14 protein-coding genes are annotated in these 17,009 nt (G+C 60.6%); 4 read left to right on the top strand and 10 right to left on the bottom strand.

What is annotated here, in order from left to right:
* Position 1: 1 nt before the first annotated feature.
* Both ACZ0AV_RS05190 and ACZ0AV_RS05185 read right to left on the bottom strand, forming a co-directional pair.
* The gene (locus ACZ0AV_RS05190; protein WP_499150048.1) at positions 2-1,180 is read right to left on the bottom strand and encodes a GGDEF domain-containing protein; all 1,179 of its coding nucleotides are present in this window, start codon (positions 1,178-1,180) and stop codon (positions 2-4) included.
* 191 nt (positions 1,181-1,371) lie between these two features.
* The gene (locus ACZ0AV_RS05185) at positions 1,372-2,034 is read right to left on the bottom strand and encodes an ion channel (RefSeq protein WP_499150047.1); all 663 of its coding nucleotides are present in this window, start codon (positions 2,032-2,034) and stop codon (positions 1,372-1,374) included.
* Positions 2,035-2,345: 311 nt separating this feature from the next.
* On the opposite strand from ACZ0AV_RS05185, the gene ACZ0AV_RS05180 reads away from it, so the two are divergent.
* Positions 2,346-3,089, top strand: a complete 744-nt coding sequence (locus tag ACZ0AV_RS05180) for a class I SAM-dependent DNA methyltransferase (RefSeq protein WP_499150046.1) — start codon at positions 2,346-2,348, stop codon at positions 3,087-3,089.
* A gap of 121 nt (positions 3,090-3,210) precedes the next feature.
* On the opposite strand, the gene ACZ0AV_RS05175 is transcribed toward ACZ0AV_RS05180, so the two are convergent.
* Positions 3,211-4,236, bottom strand: a complete 1,026-nt coding sequence (locus ACZ0AV_RS05175; RefSeq protein WP_499150045.1) for a hypothetical protein — start codon at positions 4,234-4,236, stop codon at positions 3,211-3,213.
* A gap of 301 nt (positions 4,237-4,537) precedes the next feature.
* Here ACZ0AV_RS05175 and ACZ0AV_RS05170 point away from each other — a divergent pair, with 301 nt between their 5' ends.
* Positions 4,538-6,634, top strand: coding sequence for a TonB-dependent receptor (locus tag ACZ0AV_RS05170; protein WP_499150044.1), 2,097 nt, complete (start codon positions 4,538-4,540; stop codon positions 6,632-6,634).
* 60 nt (positions 6,635-6,694) lie between these two features.
* Here ACZ0AV_RS05170 and ACZ0AV_RS05165 read toward each other — a convergent pair whose 3' ends face one another.
* The 3 genes from ACZ0AV_RS05165 to ACZ0AV_RS05155 form a co-directional block, all read right to left on the bottom strand.
* Positions 6,695-7,213, bottom strand: coding sequence for a hypothetical protein (locus ACZ0AV_RS05165; RefSeq protein WP_499150043.1), 519 nt, complete (start codon positions 7,211-7,213; stop codon positions 6,695-6,697).
* A gap of 93 nt (positions 7,214-7,306) precedes the next feature.
* A complete protein-coding gene (locus ACZ0AV_RS05160; protein ID WP_499150042.1) occupies positions 7,307-7,615 on the bottom strand; it encodes a hypothetical protein in 309 nt (102 codons plus the stop codon).
* Between the two features lie 180 nt (positions 7,616-7,795).
* Positions 7,796-8,488, bottom strand: a complete 693-nt coding sequence (locus ACZ0AV_RS05155; protein WP_092364829.1) for a GNAT family N-acetyltransferase — start codon at positions 8,486-8,488, stop codon at positions 7,796-7,798.
* Positions 8,489-8,695: 207 nt separating this feature from the next.
* Between ACZ0AV_RS05155 and ACZ0AV_RS05150 the strand changes: the two genes are divergently transcribed.
* Positions 8,696-9,082: a hypothetical protein gene (locus ACZ0AV_RS05150; RefSeq protein ID WP_499150041.1), complete on the top strand. Its 387-nt coding sequence runs from the start codon at positions 8,696-8,698 to the stop codon at positions 9,080-9,082.
* The gene (locus ACZ0AV_RS05145) at positions 9,066-9,254 is read left to right on the top strand and encodes a DUF1289 domain-containing protein (RefSeq protein WP_069517055.1); all 189 of its coding nucleotides are present in this window, start codon (positions 9,066-9,068) and stop codon (positions 9,252-9,254) included. Before ACZ0AV_RS05150 ends, ACZ0AV_RS05145 begins: the two co-directional genes overlap by 17 nt.
* A gap of 162 nt (positions 9,255-9,416) precedes the next feature.
* On the opposite strand, the gene ACZ0AV_RS05140 is transcribed toward ACZ0AV_RS05145, so the two are convergent.
* The 4 genes from ACZ0AV_RS05140 to ACZ0AV_RS05125 all read right to left on the bottom strand — a co-directional run bounded on the left by ACZ0AV_RS05140 (position 9,417) and on the right by ACZ0AV_RS05125 (position 16,879).
* Positions 9,417-9,941, bottom strand: coding sequence for an REP-associated tyrosine transposase (locus ACZ0AV_RS05140; protein WP_499150040.1), 525 nt, complete (start codon positions 9,939-9,941; stop codon positions 9,417-9,419).
* 1,023 nt (positions 9,942-10,964) lie between these two features.
* Entirely contained in the window at positions 10,965-12,422 is a 1,458-nt protein-coding gene (locus ACZ0AV_RS05135) for a P-loop ATPase, Sll1717 family (protein ID WP_312971619.1), read from the bottom strand.
* 119 nt (positions 12,423-12,541) lie between these two features.
* Positions 12,542-13,795 carry a ribonucleotide-diphosphate reductase subunit beta gene (locus ACZ0AV_RS05130; RefSeq protein ID WP_499150039.1) on the bottom strand — a complete coding sequence of 418 codons (1,254 nt, stop codon included), beginning with the start codon at positions 13,793-13,795 and terminating at the stop codon, positions 12,542-12,544.
* Positions 13,796-13,966: 171 nt separating this feature from the next.
* Positions 13,967-16,879, bottom strand: a complete 2,913-nt coding sequence (locus tag ACZ0AV_RS05125; protein WP_499150038.1) for a ribonucleoside-diphosphate reductase subunit alpha — start codon at positions 16,877-16,879, stop codon at positions 13,967-13,969.
* Positions 16,880-17,009: the final 130 nt, after the last annotated feature.

The raw sequence follows: 17,009 nt of genomic DNA, 5'->3' as shown, positions 1-17,009 counted from the left end.
GTTACGCGTCGGCCGCGAGCCTGCCAGCGGTCGTGGTGCGCTCCACCAGGCGGATGCTGTCGCGTCCGCCGCGCTTGGATTCGTAGAGCGCCACGTCGCCTTGCTCGATCAGGGCCGCCAGGCTTGCCGGCGGCTGGTCGAAGAGACTGGCGCCGATGCTCAGGGTTACCGCCTGGGGCGTAGCGAAGGTTTCGACGGCCCTGCTACGGAACTGCTGGCGTAGTTGCTCGCCCAGGGCAAGGATGCGCGCGGGGGAGGCGTTTCTGAGCAGGATCACGAATTCGTCGCCGCCAAGCCGCGCCGCCAGCGCGCCCTCCGGCAGCGCCACGCGGATCATCTCGCCGAGCGCCACCAGCAGGCGGTCGCCCGCGTTGTGCCCGTGCAGGTCGTTGACCAGCTTGAAATTGTCGATGTCGATCAGCAGCAGGGCGCCCGGGTGCGCGGGCGATACCCCGCCTAGCAGGCGCGGCGCCCGGGCTTCCAGCGCCCGGCGGTTGTACATGGCGGTCAGTGGGTCACGCGCAGCGAGCCGCTCGATACGTTTTTCACGTCGGTAGCGCACCGTGCCGGTCATCGACAGGGCAATCAGCATGATCGCCATCGCACCTTCCACCAGGGAAATCTGGATGATCTCGCCGCGAAACGCCGCCAGGTCGATCAGCGTGCCCGGCACCAGCACCGGGATGGTTTTGGCCAGGTAGAACAGGCCGTGGCCGAGCAGCACGTAACGCAGTTGCACCACACCCGCGCCCATGGAGTTGCCCAGCGGGCGCAGCAACAGGCTGGCCCGCAGCGTGGCCAGCGCCACCAGCAGGGAATTGGCCAGCAGCATCACCTTCGACCACGCGGGACCTTCCGGCAGGAGCAGGGTTGCGCTCCAGGCGACGAAGATCAGGTACCAGGCCGCTGACAGACGCGTTTCGGTGAATCGCGCCACGCCGAGCAAGAACAGCCAGTGCGCGGTAATCAGCAGGCCGTTGGCGAACCAGATGCCGACCAGCAGCAAACCGCTGCCACGCAGCAGGGCAAGGGTGGAGCCGATGCTGATCAAGGCGAACCCGGCGCTCCACAGCAGCAGCGAGGGTTCACGCACGGTGTGCCATTCGATCGCCAGGTACAGCGCAGCGGCCAGCGCCAGGGCGATGGTGATCGTCAACATGGTTAAGGGGTCGAGCGCCATGTGTTGTCAGGCCTGCTGTGAAGTGTCGTAACCGATGATGCGCGGCGGCGTGACCGCAATTGTAGGCGTTGGCGCAGGCGTTTCGGAGCGGAAAATCGCTGCAAAAAACGGCGGGGCGGTTTTACCGCGCTGCCGACCCGCTCCCTGCGGGCTGGAGGCGTGAGCCGGGCCTCGAACGTTGCGCCAGCCCGTCAGTTCGGCCGCGGGCGAACCGTCAGGCTGACCAGGCGGGTGACCACCAGGCCTATGTACATGACCCCGGCGAACTGCTCGAGCATCACCAGCGCGCGGGCGAAGGGGCGCAGCGGCAGGATGTCGCCGAGGCCGACGCCCGAAAGTGTGGTGAAGCTCAGAAACAGCAGTTCCACCCACGTGCGCTCCGCTTGCGGGTTGATCGCCGCCGTGAAGCTGCCCGGGCTGAGCAACTGGCACACCGAGAAGGCATGGGCAAAGGCCCACGCCAGCAGCGTGAAGGTGGCACCCACGGCGAACAGTTCGTCGGTGCTGGCTCGTTGGTCTTCCATCATGTAGGCGATCAGGCCGCCTGCCGCGTAGAAGTAAAAGCTGGATTCGAGCGCCGCGAGCAGGATCGCCAGGGCAGTGTTGTATTCGAATTCCACGGCGACGGTCAGCGCCAGGATGCAGGCTGCCTGGGTGAAGGCAATCCACTGGATGGTCGGGCTGCTGCGCACCATGCGCAGCGACATCGCCAGCACGATGATGCCGAATGCACCAACGATGGCACGCCCCTCGGACAGCCGTTCCATGAACGGGTACAGCACGATGCCCAGCAGTTGCACGAACAGCAGGCTGGCTGACGGATAGCGGATCAGGTAGAGGTGAGCCTTGGGCATCGAAGCGAACCGGAGCGAGGAGGGGCGGGGCTGATTTGCCGCGCAGTCTAATGCATCGTGGGCTGGCGCGTATGCTGCCGTGAGGGAGCCGTTGATCGGTATATGCCTGGAGCCGCGCAGCGGTCGTTCCGGGCCGGCTGGCTGCTCGAGGGGGCATCGCGCGCCGAGGGGCCGGCGAGAGCATGGCTTCCACCCTGGGGCTCGGGCCGGCAACGCTTCACCACTACCTGCCGTAAATATCGGCAAGTCGGCGGCGGGTTCTTCGGCTATGATCCGCCACCCTCGCCATCGTCCCTCATCGCCAGGTCGCCATGCCCGTCAACGCCCTCTATACCGACCTGTCCGATCATTACGATCTGATGTGTGCCGACATCGACTACCTGGCCCAGAGCCATTGCGTGCATCGGCTGCAGCAGATCTTTGGCAACGGCGGGTTCAGGCACCTGGATCTAGCCTGTGGCACCGGGCCGCACGTGCGGCATTTCCTCGATGCCGGCTACCGCAGCGGTGGGCTGGATATCAACCAGCCGATGCTCGACAAGGCCGCGCTACGGTGCCCGAATGCACCGTTTTCCCGGCAGGACATGTGCAGTTTCACGGTCGCCGAGCCGGTCGACCTGATCACTTGCTTTCTGTATTCCATCCACTACAGCGGTGGCGTCGAACGGCTCAAGGCGTGTATCGCCAGCGTGCACGCAGCGCTCGCGGTCGGCGGCCTGTTCTGCTTCAACGTGGTCGACAAGAGCAGGATCGACAACCGCCTGTTCACCCGCCACAGCGTTACCTTCGAGGGCAGCCAGTTCAGGTTCCAGTCCGGTTGGTACTACAGCGGGGAGGGCGAGGCGCAGTCGCTCAAGCTCAGCATCGAGCGCACCCGTGGAGAAGAGACCCAGGTGTGGCACGACGAGCACCCGATGGTCGCGGTGACCTTCGCCGAGCTGCAGGCGCTGCTGCAACCCCATTTCGACGTGCAGGTGCTGGAGCACGATTACGACAGGCTGCTGCCCTGGGATCAGTCTTCCGGCAATGCTTTGTTCGCCTGCGTGAAAATCTAGCGGTGCAGCGCCGCCTGGCGCCTGCCGAGTGAAAAGCACCACCCTGAAATGAACGAGCCCGCAACGACGGTGGGTCGTTGCGGGCTCGTCACTGGCTGGTTTCAGCCGTTGCAGCGGTGCATCAGACGGCAGCGACCGCCTTGGCCGGCGGCTGCGTGCGGCGACCCAGTACCCCGGCACCTGCGGCCACCAGGCCGGAGATGATCAGCGAGATCAGCAGAATCCAGGCGGCCTGGGACACGCGTTTGGCGGCCACTTCGGCTGCTTCGCGGGCTTTCTGCTCGGCCTGGGCCTTGAGCTCCTGATACTTGGCATAGGCCTCACGGTAGCTGGCCTGCGCCTGGTCGACGATCTGGTTGGCCTCGGCGTCGGTCTTGTCACCGCGCGCCTTGATCAGGTTGACCAGCGCCTCGCGGTCGGCAGCGTCCCATGCCTGGTCGCCCTTGGCCTGGATGCGATCGAGCAGACCGCTGAGTTGCTCGGTAGCCTGCTCAGGATTGTCGACGCTGCGCTGCGCGGTGTTCTGTGCATCCTGCTGCGCAGCCTCTGCCTGTTCACCCAGGTTGTCCGGGTCCAGCTCCGGCTTGCCGGTCTGGCGCATGGCCTGCTCGAGCTCGCCCTGGATATCGTCCAGGTTGAATTCGATGCCTTGCTCACGCAGCTCATCCTGAATCCTGCTGCCCAGCGCTGGCGCGACCTGGGCGATACCGCTGCCAAGGGCCGATACGCCGCTGCCGGCGAGGTCCAGGCCGCCGCGCACGATACCGGTTACGGTGCTGGAAACCAGGTACACGGTGACCAGCGACACGCTGGCCCACACCAGCAACCCGTGGAACGCACCCTCACGCTGCGCCAGGCGGCCCGCTGCCCAGCCGCCGACGAACAGCGAGATGACCGAGCTGACCACTACCCAGATGGCTGCGCCAGTGCCAATGCCCGAAACCGGATCGTTTTCCTGCAGCGGGTCGATACTGGCGCTGCCGATTGCCGTTCCCAGCAGGCTGAGCAGCAGGGACACCATCATGGCAAGCACCACACCGGCGAGTACCGCACTCCAGGATATGCGTTTGAGCAGCGGCGCTACCGCTGCATTGTCGTGGTAGACGGGATTGGAACCGGTTGGAGTACTACGATCATCGCGAGTCATGCATGCAGCCCCTTTTTGAATGGCAGTACGAGCAGATCGCTCGCTTTAAAGTGACCGTGGCGCTCGCCGGGAAGTTAGATGTTTCTGATAGTGGCCATATGTTTCCGGATGCGAGCATTCCCCATGCCTGGTTGGGCGGCGTGCTCGTGGGAAGCTTTTGTAGCGGTGCATGTGCTTGTGCAGGCCAAGGTGGCTGTGCACATGAATGTAAATAAGAATGGGGAGTACTGTTTTAAGTAAATATTAAGCATTATCATTCGCATCGAAAAATAACTCCCCTCTGTCTGGATGCGCCTCTTTCATGCCCGCCTATTTGCGTTCCAACTCCGTTGCGCTTGGCTTTTCCCTTGTTTTCACGGTCGCCTTCACCCAAGCGGCTCCAACCGTGCTCCCTGAAACATCGATCAACGCCGATCGCGACGCCGAGGCCGATACCCCCCGGGTGAAGGAGGTCAGCACGGCGACGCGCACCGCAACGCCGGTTCGCTACGTGCCTCAGGCAATCGATTCGGTCAAAACCGCCACTGTGCTGGATTACGGCACTCAGGATCTGGCTACCGCGCTCAGCGGCATTCCCAACGTCAGCAGCGGGGCGGATACCCGCTTCGACGGCCTGCGTATCCGCGGCTTCGAGGCCAGCAACGACTTCTACCTCGACGGCGTGCGCGACGACAGCCAGTACGTGCGCGACCTGCACAACATCGAGCGTATCGACGTGCTCAAGGGGCCGGCCGCCGTGCTCTATGGGCGTGGCAGCCAGGGCGGCATCGTCAACCGTGTCAGCAAAGTGCCGGAAGCGGGACGCCGCTCCAGCATCGAGGCACAGGGCGGCAGCGAGGACATGCGCAGCCTGTACGCTGACCTGAGTGCCGATACGACCGAGAACGTCAGCCTGCGCCTGAACATGGGCAACCACGACGCCAACAGCTTCCGCGACGACGTATCCAGCCACCGCCAGCTGTTCGCACCAGCCATCAGTTGGCAACTGACGCCCCGGCTCAATTGGGTTGGGCAGTACGAGTACAGCCGCTTCGACCGCACCCCGGATCGCGGCATCCCCGGCGTCAACGGGCGCCCGGCCGACGTGAAACGCGGCACCACCTATGGCGATGACCGCGACTACATCGACGACAAGGCGCAAACACTGCGCTCCCGGCTGACCTACGAGCTGAACGACGACTGGCAGCTGCGCCAGACGCTGAGCGTGTTCAAGCTCGACAGCGACTTCGACAACACCTATCTCACCAGCGCCAACCCGGCGACCAACCGGGTGAGCCGTGCGCGCTTCCAGCAGGACCTGCAGACCCGCAACCTTTACAACAACCTGGAAGCTGAAGGCACTGTCGACACGTACGGATTCGAGCATCGGCTGCTCACCGGGGTGGAGATCGGCAGCCAGCGTCGTGATCCGAAGCTCTATACCTCACTCGCTGCCAACCGTGGCGGCCAGGCAGTGCCGACGCTCGATATCTATAACCCTGATCGCAATCAGAGCCACACCGGCACCATGGTGCCTTCCAGCAACAACCGAAGCGAAGTCGAAAGCCGGGCGATCTACGTACAGGACCAACTGCGCCTGAACGACCAATGGCAACTGCTGGCCGGCCTGCGCTACGACCGTTTCGACGTGGAAACCACCAACATGGTAGGCATCAAGGATGGCCGCGACGACAACAGCGTCAGCCCGCGCGTCGGCCTGGTCTGGACGCCGCTGCAGGATCACTCCATCTACGCCTCGTGGAGCAAGAGCTATTCCCCGGTCGGTGGCGGGCAGATCGGCATCACTCCCGGCGCATCCGGCAATGCCAATGACCTGGACCCGGAGCAGACCCGCCAGAAGGAAGTCGGTGTGAAGAGCGACTGGCTCGATGATCGCCTCAGCACGACCTTCGCCATCTACGAGCTGGAGCTCTACAACCGCCGCACCAGTGACCCGAACGACCCGGCACTGTTCATCCTCAGCGGCCTGCAGCGCTCGCGCGGCATCGAACTCACCGCCACCGGGCAACTGGCGGGCAACTGGTACCTGCGTGGCGGCATCGGCCTGCAGGACGCCACCATCGTCAAGGACAACAATGGCCTGCAAGGCAACCGCGTCAGCAACGTCGCCAAGCGCAACGGCAGCCTGTTCCTGACCTGGAAGCCGGAGCAGGGCTGGTACGCCGAAACCGGCCTGACCCTGGTCGGCAGTCGCTTTGCCGACAACCAGAACACCACCGTGCTGCCGGGTTACGGGCGCTGGGATGCCCTGACCGGTTTCCGGCAAAAGGATTGGGACCTGCGCGCCGCGCTGAACAACCTCACCGACCGCACCTACTACAGCTCAGCGACCAGCGCCGGGCAAATCCGCCTCGGCGAGCCGCGCAACCTGGTGGTAACCGGTACCTATAGCTTCTGATGCCTGGGCCGGCGCAGCGGGGCGCGTTGTTGCCCGCTCCGTTGCGTGCCGTGGCGCGCGTCAGCTTGCCGGCGCGGCGGGATGCTCAGTGGCTGCGCTACTTACCTTTGCGGCCAGCACGGCGGCCTGGATGGCTTTCAGGCTTTGTTTGGCCGCTGGCGATTCGAACACCGCACTTTCTACCAGCGTGTAAATGTGCTCGCCGTTGTGCAGGGTGAATTGCAAGAACGCCAGGTGGTCGGACCACGAACGGTAGCGCCGCACCATGAACAGGCTGTGCATCGAGGTGACCGCCCGAACGCTGCTCAGCGCTATGCGCCGATCACCGCGTGGGCTGGCAACGATCAACTGGTTGTCATGCACCGAAGCGGGCCCGGCCTTGCTCAAACGCCGCCATTCCAGGGCAAACCGCCACGCCATGATCAGCAGGCAACCGCCGACCACCGTCAGCTCGGGTAGGCGCGTGTCCGGTGCCCTGACGATCACCAGCACGCCGACAACCGCCAGAATAGCCAGGGTGATGGAGCGGTAGAAATACACGCTCTGAAACTCGGGGTAGGTCAGAAAACGGATGTCCATAAACATAACTCCTTGTCCAGGCGCCGGTCGTGCCCGAACAACCGGGGCGATCCTGCTTTATCTGCCGAGTGCGATTGCAACGATGCAGCGCGACTAGCGCTCTGGCTTCCCTTCGAAATGCCGCGCAACCCAACCCATCACCAACCCCGCGACGATACCGATGGCGCCGCAGGTCAAACCCATGGGGCGGTTGGTCATGAAGCCGACGTTTTTCACATGGGTGGGCAGGTTAAGCAGGCCGGTGAACAGCAGCATTGCTGCGGACAACGCCACCAGAAAGATGGCGCCCGCTCGCCAGGATTGGTTGGGAATACCCTTGCGACGGCAATAGGCATAGGCGAGCCCCAACGGCAGCACGAGTTGTGTCACGAAGAAGAGGATCAGGTTGCTGCCGTCGTTCATCGCGGTCCGCTCAAGGTGGCTTGCTCAGCGTAGTGCATCAGCCGGCAACGCTGCGTGATGCGTCACGCAAATCCATCGCGCGTTACGCTTCGGCAGAGCGACAGGGGCGCACGGCTGACAGGTGTATAGCCGCCGTTTCGAGAGCGGACCGCCTTTGCTTCGCCCAGCGCGCGGGCGTCGTCAGTGAATCGTCGGCGTGAGGCGCTCGCTGACCAGTTGTTGCGCCTGATAGGTCATCTGGTCGAGCAGGCGGTCGCGCTTTTTCTCGGCTTCGGTCATGGCCTTCTTGCCGTGCTGCTTCAACAGGTACGCATGAATCTGCCGCACTTCGGTGGACTGGTAGATGGGTTCCAGGTCCTGCACCGCCACCATGCCGTCCGAGCGATAGTCGCGGGTGTTCATCGACACCTGCGGGCCCTGCGCCGCCAGCACCTGAAAGCCCAGTGCCTCGAAGGTCGGCACCTGGCCGGTCGAGCAGGCCAGCTCGACATGCGGGTGGCGCTCGATGATCTGCTGCAGCATGGCCCGCGCAACACCCTTGCGGCGATGGCTGGCCTGCACGGCCAGGTAAGCCAGGGTGCAGGCCTCGGCATCGTCGGCGCTCGGCAGGTACAGGGCAAAGCCCAGCACCACGGCGGGGTCTTCGTCGTCCAGCGCCAAAATCAGCTGCGTCGGGCTCGCCGGCTCGCCGTTCATGGCCTGCAGATACAGGTGCACCTCGAAGCCGATCACGTACTGGTACAGCTGATACAGCGGGTTACTGGGCGTGAGCGACACCGGGCTGATATCGCTGAAGTAATCCACCACCATCTGCAGCACCTGGCTTTTCAGGGACTCGGGCGGCGTTGTATCCAGGTGAACGAGAGTGAACATCGACAAGGCGGGCTCTTGATAAAACGGCGGGTGCCATTGTAACGCTTGCAGCCGGGTGGTGGGCTGGGGGCGCTTGGCGGACGCGCTCGCTGCGAATTGGCAACTGTGGTTGTCGGCGCTTTGCAGCCACCGGAAACACTGCGCCGGTGCTTCAGGTAAAGTTACCCACTCCGTTGCACAGCCCTGACAGATCCATAGAAGGCAATGATGTCCTCGAAACGCACGCACACGGCCATGGAGCGAGAGCTGGCCCGTACGCTCACCACCGCCTGCGAAACCGCCAAGAGCGAGATCGTCGGGTTCCAGTGGCTCACCCATGACGTGGACTACGACGCCTTTCCGCGCAGCCTGCGGGTGACCTGGGTGTTCGATACCGAGGCCCGCATGAACAGCGCCCTCGGCAGCCCGAACAAGGCGCGCATGCTCGAACTGACGCAGGCCGCCTTCGACGAGATCGGCATCACCGTCTCGAACATCGCCGCTCACGTGGCCTTTCGCGCCGAACAACGCTTGGCTGCCAGGCCGCACGATAGCGGGCCGGTAACATTGGATTCATCGCGGCAGGCAAGGGGCAAACGTGGCCAAGGACATTGAGAACCCCTGCGTCTCGCTGTGCCAGCTCAACAGCGAACTGTGCGTCAGCTGCGGCCGCACCCGCGAAGAAATCCGCAAATGGCGCGGCATGAAGCGGCCGGAGAAGATGGCCACGGTGCAGAAGGCGGCGGCGCGCATGAAGGCGATTGCCAAGAAGAAGGGCAAGGGCTAGTAAGTAGTCACGTAGGGTGGATGACGCTTTTTTCATCCACCATTGCGATGGTAGTCGGGGCTACTTGCTACGTCAGTGCGTAGGGTGGATGACGCTCTTTTCATCCACCAAACAAATCTGAGCCCAACAGCTGTCGTCCGTATGCCACAGAGATTCGGCCTCTTACTCGCCGTAATCGCCATCATCCACTTCGGCACACAAGTCTTTCGGATAAACGCCCATTGCCACTGCTCGATGGAAGCTTGAATAGGGCCAATCCACCAAGTATTCAACATGCCCATGTTTTATCGGGTTGACGTGGATGTAATCGAAGTGCCGCTGGTAATCCAGCTCATCACGAATCAAGTGCTCCCAGTAACGCCGCTGCCAGATACCGCGCTCGCCCCGACGCTGCTGATTGGCTGTGCGTGTTTCGGTGATGGGCAAGCGTTTGGCGAAGGCGAATTTGATTACCTTCCAACGCAAGGCAAAGTTGGCGTCCCCTGGCGGCAACGTCCATAGGCAGTGCATATGCTCGGGCAGCACCACCCAGGCATCGATATGGAAAGGGTGTCGCGAGCGTGTGGCCCTTACCGTCTCGCGCAGCAGATCGATCTCGCGGATCAGCAGATCGCTGGTGCGGTCACGCAGATTGACGGTAAAGAAGTAAGTAGCGCCGGGAGCACGGGCGCGACGGTAATCGGGCATGGCGGCTCATCCTTGAACGTGCGGGTGTTTTCACCATGGTGGACAAGCTTCGCGTTGTCCACCCTACATCCGACATCACCACCACAGTTGCCCTACGTAGGGTGGATGACGCCTTTTTCATCCACCATTGCAATGGTAGTCCGGGTTACTTGCTTTATAACGGCGCAGCGGATTGGAGCGGCAGACCTTGTAGGGTGGATGACGCTCTTTTCATCCACCATTGCGGTGGCGGCCCGCCCAAGTTCTGTGGGTTTTAACTCGCCGCTTCGATGTTGCTGTCGATACCGGTTCCGCTCTTACAGCGGCTCACTTTTGGCAAACGCCCGGATGGCCGGCCCCGCCAAAAGTAAGCAAAAGGTCTTGCCCCTGGCATCCGGCCCGACTTCGTCGGGTTGATTCGCTTCGCTCACCCTTCGGGCCAGCCTGCGGCTGTTACTGCGCTTCGCTACGTTTCCTCGCTCCATCATTGTTCCAGGGGCACGATCTAGGCGGCCCCCCACGAAGGGCCATCCCTGGCCCATCGCGGCTCTCGCGGCATCCATGCCGCTCACCCCCCTTACAACGATTCCACTCGGCGTCCTGACGGGGCGTTTGGTGTTGCCTGCGAGATCGGTGACCCAGTACTAAACAGAGCGGAACATCGCGGCGCTAGCCGCGATGTTCCGCTCTGTAAGCTCTGTTCTTGCTTCCACAAAACGTTCAAACACCGCGATCCCCGAATCCCGTCAGGAGGCCGAGTGGAGGTGCTGTGGAGAGGGGCGTTTGGCATGGATGCCAAACGAGGAACGATGGGCCAGGGATGGCCCACCGTGACGACCCTCGGAACAGCGCCGGAGCGAGGGGAGTTTCGCGTAGCGAAACCCGGATGCCGGGCGCGCTTTCTCTTTGGTCACTTTCTCTTTCGCGCGAGCAAAGAGAAAGTGACTCGCCGTAAGGGCGAAACCAGTAGTAGAGGGTGACAGAGAAAATAAATCTGTCCCTTTTACCTCTACAATGGTGGTTGTCCGGGCTACTCGCTCCACTTTAAGGTCTGCCTTTAGTCGTAATTCCTAGGCCAGATATATATAGACGTGGTACGTTGTAGTTTAATGCTGTTGCTGCGTGCTGTTTGTTTGCTGGCTTTAGTATTCCAATATTTGCCGATAGTTCAGGTATTGCTTCTTCAGCTGAAGGAGTTAGTCCTTCGAACATCTCTAAAAGATCGGTGCGGCTGAACTCTCCGCTTGTTTTTCCAGCAAATTTCTCGAAGTGTTTGGAGAAGTTCGGGAATTCGCTCAAATATCCATCGCAGCGGGCCTTGGATACGATGTAGTAGCTGTCTCTTATAGATGTCCCGCTGATAAGCGGTGTTCCGGTAGTGCCGGATTTCATTTGTATGGTTTTTGCGGTGTTTCCATACATTATCATTTCTCTGGGGTACACGCCGTCTAGGCTGTCTGTGGCGCGTTCAATCATCCAATTTAATGAGCTTGTTTCTCTAGGGCCGCTGTATACCTGTGTGTCAAAAATCAGGTAGAAGATTTTATCTTTGGCTTCTTCTGATAGTTTTTCGATATTTATTTTTTCTTGTAGTTCTTTCTCTATGTATAGCTTTACTGGTCCGTTGGTTAGTGCTCGTTTCACGAGGAGGTCGCGCAGTTTGGCTCTTTCCCATTTTAGTTCTATGGTTTTATCTATTAGATGGGTCTTATTCGTGAATTTGAGGTGGGACCAAATGTCTGTTCTTAAGAATATTTTGAATTTTATGTTCGGGTATTTCTTTCGGCATTCCATGCTTGTTTGCATTAGGTGTGATAATGCCTCGGCTCGATTGTTTGGAGACATAGGGAAGATTTCATCGATTTTATCGAAGATCAGCCAGGCCTCTTTGTTTTGCTTTGTGAGTGTACTGCTGATGTCTTGTAGGACTTCGTTTGTGCTGACTGATGCTATTGTGCTGCCGATATTTATTTCGCCAATGAAAGGGATATTTACTTTTTTGGGAACTTTTCCGAAGATTTTCCCCCATAGCGTTTTAGCTAAGGGTAGTAGCCTATAATCGGGTGATTTTCCAAGTTGCTTAAGTAGGAGGGATGATGCCCCTTTTGTTTTTATCCCGGCTTGTGAGAGTTTTGTTGCGAGCTTTATGGAGAAATATATCTCCCAGAGCTTTGGATATCCGAAGTCAGGGTTTTTTTGGAGTTCTTCTATTGTGCTTGTGTCTATTTCGCTGAGGTCCCGAAAGCCTGTTGCTTCTGCGAGTAGCACATTGTCTAACGCGGCGCCGGCCCAAGATCGAGCGGTGAATTCATACTTTGTTATTAATTCGAAGATTGCGCTTTTGCCCGAGCCTTTAGGGCCCAGTATTAAGGATGTATTAGGGTCTATGAATAGCTTGAAGTCATTTGTTTTTAGGAATTTTTCACTTAAATCTTTTTCGCTCTCAGCGTCTACTGATCCGAAATTAAGTGCCTCTAATGCTTCTTGTGCAGTAATTGTCATAATTGCTCTCAATAAAAAAACCCCGCACTAGGCGGGGCTTTTAGTTTCTCTCGCTACCCCGAACATCCATTCTCAGGCAAAGCGCTTTCTAATCTGTCCTAATGGTCGAGACTCAGGAATCAATCCCAGCTCAACGCCCCGCCAGTCTGATACTCGATCACACGGGTCTCGAAGAAGTTTTTCTCTTTCTTCAGGTCCATGATTTCGCTCATCCAGGGGAACGGGTTGGTGGCGCCTGGGTATTCTTCTTTCAGGCCGATCTGGGTCAGGCGGCGGTTGGCGATGAATTTGAGGTAGTCCTCCATCATCGCCGCGTTCATGCCGAGTACGCCGCGGGGCATGGTGTCGCGGGCGTATTCGATTTCCAGCTGGGCGCCCTGCAGAATCATCTGGGTCGCTTCGTCTTTCATCTGCGCGTCCCACAGGCTCGGGTTTTCGATCTTGATCTGGTTGATCACGTCGATACCGAAGTTCAGGTGCATGGACTCGTCACGCAGGATGTACTGGAACTGCTCGGCGGTGCCGGTCATCTTGTTGCGGCGGCCCATGGAGAGGATCTGGGTGAAGCCGCAGTAGAAGAAGATGCCTTCGAGTACGCAGTAGTAGGCGATCAGGTTCTTGAGGAACTGGCGATCGGTTTCCGGGGTGCCGGTTTCGAACTTGGGATCGGAGATCGAGCGGGTGTACTTGAGGCCCCAGGAGGCTTTCTTCGCGACGCTCGGGATCTCGTGGTACATGTTGAAGATCTCGCCTTCATCCATGCCCAGCGATTCGATGCAGTACTGGTAGGCGTGGGTGTGGATCGCTTCCTCGAAGGCCTGGCGCAGGATGTACTGGCGGCACTCGGGGTTGGTGATCAGGCGGTACACGGCCAGTACCAGGTTGTTGGCAACCAGGCTGTCGGCGGTGGAGAAGAAACCGAGGTTGCGCATGACGATGCGGCGCTCGTCTTCGCTGAGACCGTCTGTGGATTTCCACAGCGCGATGTCGGCGTTCATGTTCACTTCCTGCGGCATCCAGTGGTTGGCGCAACCATCCAGATACTTCTGCCAGGCCCAGTCGTACTTGAAGGGTACGAGTTGGTTGAGGTCGGCGCGGGCGTTGATCATCTGCTTGTCGCCGACTTCCACGCGACCGGAGGCGCCTTCCAGATCGTCCAGACCTTCCTGGATGTCGAGGTCGTTCAGGGCTTTCTTGGCGCGGGCGACTGCGTCGGAGTCGTTGGCGTCGATGGCGCGTGCTTCGAGGGCGGCGTTGCCTCCGACCTGATTGAGTTTGTCCAGGCTCATGTCGGCACTGGCTTGTGCTGCGGTCTGTTTTGGAGCGGCGGCTTCTGCGCCGTCTTCCTTGTCGAATTCATCCCAGCTCAGCATGGGTTGGCTCCTGCTAGAGGGCCGGCGTGAGAGCCGGCCTGTATGGATAGTGGCTAATCGTCGGTGGCTCGCGGTGCACGCAGAGCGCTACGGCTGATTATCAGAGGCCCGGCTATAGCCCGGCTCTTGGGTTATGTGGGCCGGCTGCAGCTGCTGCAGCCGGCTGGGCCATTACTGGCAGGCTTCGCAATCCGGCTCGTCGATGGCGCAGGCCTTCGGAACCGGAGCCGGGCCTGGCGAGGCCTCTTGGGCCGGCGCGGCAGCGGGGGCTGCGCTGAGGCCTTGGTCACCACCGCTGGACACGGCATTGAGCTTGCCGGTGTTGACGGTCGACTTCTCGGTGCTGGTCGCAGCCAGGGCACGGAGGTAGTAAGTGGTTTTCAGGCCACGGTACCAGGCCATGCGGTAGGTCACGTCGAGCTTCTTGCCCGATGCGCCGGCGATGTACAGGTTCAGGGACTGAGCCTGGTCGATCCACTTCTGGCGACGGCTGGCCGCATCGACGATCCACTTGGTGTCCACTTCGAAGGCGGTCGCGTACAGCTCTTTGAGCTCCTGCGGGATGCGCTCGATCTGCTGCACGGAGCCGTCGTAGTACTTCAGGTCGTTGATCATGACCGAGTCCCACAGGCCGCGCGCCTTGAGGTCGCGAACCAGGTAGGGGTTGATCACGGTGAACTCGCCCGACAGGTTCGATTTCACGTACAGGTTCTGGTAGGTCGGCTCGATGGACTGCGACACGCCGGTGATGTTGGCGATGGTGGCGGTCGGCGCGATGGCCATGATGTTCGAGTTACGAATACCTTTCTGTACGCGAGCCCTTACCGGTGCCCAGTCGAGAGTTTCGTTCAGGTCGACGTCGATGTACTTCTGGCCACGCTGCTCGATGAGGATCTGCTGCGAATCCAGCGGCAGCACGCCCTTGCTCCACAGCGAACCCTGGAAGGTTTCGTAGGCGCCACGCTCGTCGGCCAGGTCACAGGAAGCCTGGATGGCGTAGTAGCTGACCGCTTCCATGGATTTGTCGGCGAAGTCGACGGCGGCATCGGAGCCGTACGGGATGTGCTGCAGGTACAGCGCGTCCTGGAAGCCCATGATGCCCAGGCCGACCGGGCGGTGCTTGAAGTTGGAGTTACGCGCCTGCGGTACCGAGTAGTAGTTGATGTCGATGACGTTATCGAGCATGCGTACTGCGGTTTTCACGGTGCGGGCCAGCTTGGCGGTGTCCAGCTTGCCGTCAACGATGTGGTTCGGCAGGTTGACCGAGCCCAGGTTGCAGACGGCGATCTCGTCCTTGTTGGTGTTCAGGGTGATCTCGGTGCACAGGTTGGAGCTGTGAACCACGCCCACGTGCTGCTGCGGGCTGCGCAGGTTGCAAGGGTCCTTGAAGGTCAGCCATGGGTGGCCGGTCTCGAACAGCATCGAGAGCATCTTGCGCCACAGGTCTTTGGCCTGGATGGTCTTGAACAGTTTGACCTTTCCTGGGTACTCGGTCAGGGCTTCGTAGTACTCGTAGCGCTCTTCGAAGGCCTTGCCGGTCAGGTCGTGCAGGTCCGGCACTTCGCTTGGCGAGAACAGGGTCCACTTGCCGTCGTCGAAGACGCGCTTCATGAACAGGTCCGGGATCCAGTTGGCGGTGTTCATGTCGTGGGTACGGCGACGGTCATCACCGGTGTTCTTGCGCAGCTCGATGAACTCCTCGATGTCCATGTGCCAGGTTTCCAGGTAGGCACAGACAGCGCCTTTGCGCTTGCCACCCTGGTTGACGGCGACGGCGGTGTCGTTGACCACTTTCAGGAACGGCACGACGCCCTGGGATTTACCGTTGGTGCCCTTGATGTAGGCGCCCAGCGAGCGAACCGGGGTCCAGTCGTTGCCCAGGCCACCAGCGAATTTGCTCAGCAGTGCGTTATCGCGGATGGCGTCGTAGATGCCGCCCAGGTCGTCCGGCACGGTGGTCAGGTAGCAGCTCGACAGCTGCGGGCGCAGGGTGCCGGCGTTGAACAGAGTCGGCGTGGAGGCCATGTAGTCGAACGACGACAGCAGGTTGTAGAACTCGATGGCGCGGTCTTCGCGGTTCTTCGGCTCTTCGATCGCCAGGCCCATGGCCACGCGCATGAAGAACACCTGCGGCAGTTCGAAACGGATGCCGTCCTTGTGGATGAAGTAACGGTCGTAAAGGGTCTGCAGGCCCAGGTAGGTGAACTGCTGGTCGCGCTCGTGGTTGATCGCCTTGCCCAGTTTTTCCAGGTCGTAGGTTTTCAGTTTCGGGTCGAGCAGTTCGAACTCGACGCCGGCTTCGACGTAGGCGGGCAGGGCCTTGGCGTACAGCTCGGCCATCTCGTGGTGAGTGGCGCTGGCGGCGACGTTGAGGAAGCTCAGGCCTTCGGCGCGGATGTTGTCCATCAGCAGGCGGGCGGTGACGTAGCTGTAGTTCGGCTCACGCTCGACCAGGGTGCGCGAGGTCATCACCAGGGCGGTGTTGACGTCTTTCTGGGCAACGCCGTCGTAGAGGTTCTTCAGGGTTTCTTTCTGGATCAGCGCGCCGTCGACTTCCAGCAGGCCTTCACAGGCTTCGGTGACGATGGTGTTGAGGCGGCCCATGTCCAGCGGCGCCATGCTGCCGTCAGCCAGGGTCACGCGGATGCTCGGGTGCGGCTGGGCGATGCCGTCGGCGGCGCTGGCGGTCTTGCGTTCCTGGCTGCGGGCTTCGCGGTAGATCACGTAATCGCGGGCGACTTTCTGCTCGCCGGAACGCATCAGGGCCAGTTCGACCTGATCCTGGATCTCTTCGATGTGGATGGTGCCGCCCGACGGCATGCGACGCTTGAAGGTCGCGGTGACCTGTTCGGTCAGGCGCGCAACGGTGTCATGAATACGCGACGAGGCGGCGGCGTTGCCGCCTTCCACTGCGAGAAACGCCTTGGTGATCGCAACGGTGATCTTGTCACCGGTATAAGGCACGACGGTGCCGTTACGCTTGATCACACGCAGTTGGCCTGGCGCGGTGGCAGCCAGAGCCTGAGTGGCGTCACCCTGAGGCACCTGGGCCTGTGGGTTCTCACGAGTGGTATCGGTATGCATGAAGGTCTCCATGATCAATGAAATTTTCCGGGATGAGCGTTCTGCGCTGACCGTGACGGTTACCTGACTTCATTCCAGTCGACAAAACCTGAGGCCTGCACAAGGCTGGCAACAGGGTGTTGCAAAAAGG

The sequence above is a fragment of the Pseudomonas sp. AC532 genome (assembly GCF_979258965.1).
The sequence above is the reverse complement of the archived record's forward strand: the minus strand, read 5'-3'. Positions and strand labels throughout refer to the sequence as shown.

Coding starts and splice junctions, on each gene's coding strand:
- ACZ0AV_RS05170 (WP_499150044.1), top strand. CDS start 4,538: ATGCCCGCCTATTTGCGTTCCAACTCCGTTGCGCTTGGCTTTTCCCTT.
- ACZ0AV_RS05185 (WP_499150047.1), bottom strand. CDS start 2,034: ATGCCCAAGGCTCACCTCTACCTGATCCGCTATCCGTCAGCCAGCCTG.
- ACZ0AV_RS05135 (WP_312971619.1), bottom strand. CDS start 12,422: ATGACAATTACTGCACAAGAAGCATTAGAGGCACTTAATTTCGGATCA.
- ACZ0AV_RS05140 (WP_499150040.1), bottom strand. CDS start 9,941: ATGCCCGATTACCGTCGCGCCCGTGCTCCCGGCGCTACTTACTTCTTT.
- ACZ0AV_RS05125 (WP_499150038.1), bottom strand. CDS start 16,879: ATGCATACCGATACCACTCGTGAGAACCCACAGGCCCAGGTGCCTCAG.
- ACZ0AV_RS05165 (WP_499150043.1), bottom strand. CDS start 7,213: ATGGACATCCGTTTTCTGACCTACCCCGAGTTTCAGAGCGTGTATTTC.
- ACZ0AV_RS05150 (WP_499150041.1), top strand. CDS start 8,696: ATGTCCTCGAAACGCACGCACACGGCCATGGAGCGAGAGCTGGCCCGT.
- ACZ0AV_RS05175 (WP_499150045.1), bottom strand. CDS start 4,236: ATGACTCGCGATGATCGTAGTACTCCAACCGGTTCCAATCCCGTCTAC.
- ACZ0AV_RS05130 (WP_499150039.1), bottom strand. CDS start 13,795: ATGCTGAGCTGGGATGAATTCGACAAGGAAGACGGCGCAGAAGCCGCC.
- ACZ0AV_RS05190 (WP_499150048.1), bottom strand. CDS start 1,180: ATGGCGCTCGACCCCTTAACCATGTTGACGATCACCATCGCCCTGGCG.
- ACZ0AV_RS05155 (WP_092364829.1), bottom strand. CDS start 8,488: ATGTTCACTCTCGTTCACCTGGATACAACGCCGCCCGAGTCCCTGAAA.
- ACZ0AV_RS05160 (WP_499150042.1), bottom strand. CDS start 7,615: ATGAACGACGGCAGCAACCTGATCCTCTTCTTCGTGACACAACTCGTG.
- ACZ0AV_RS05180 (WP_499150046.1), top strand. CDS start 2,346: ATGCCCGTCAACGCCCTCTATACCGACCTGTCCGATCATTACGATCTG.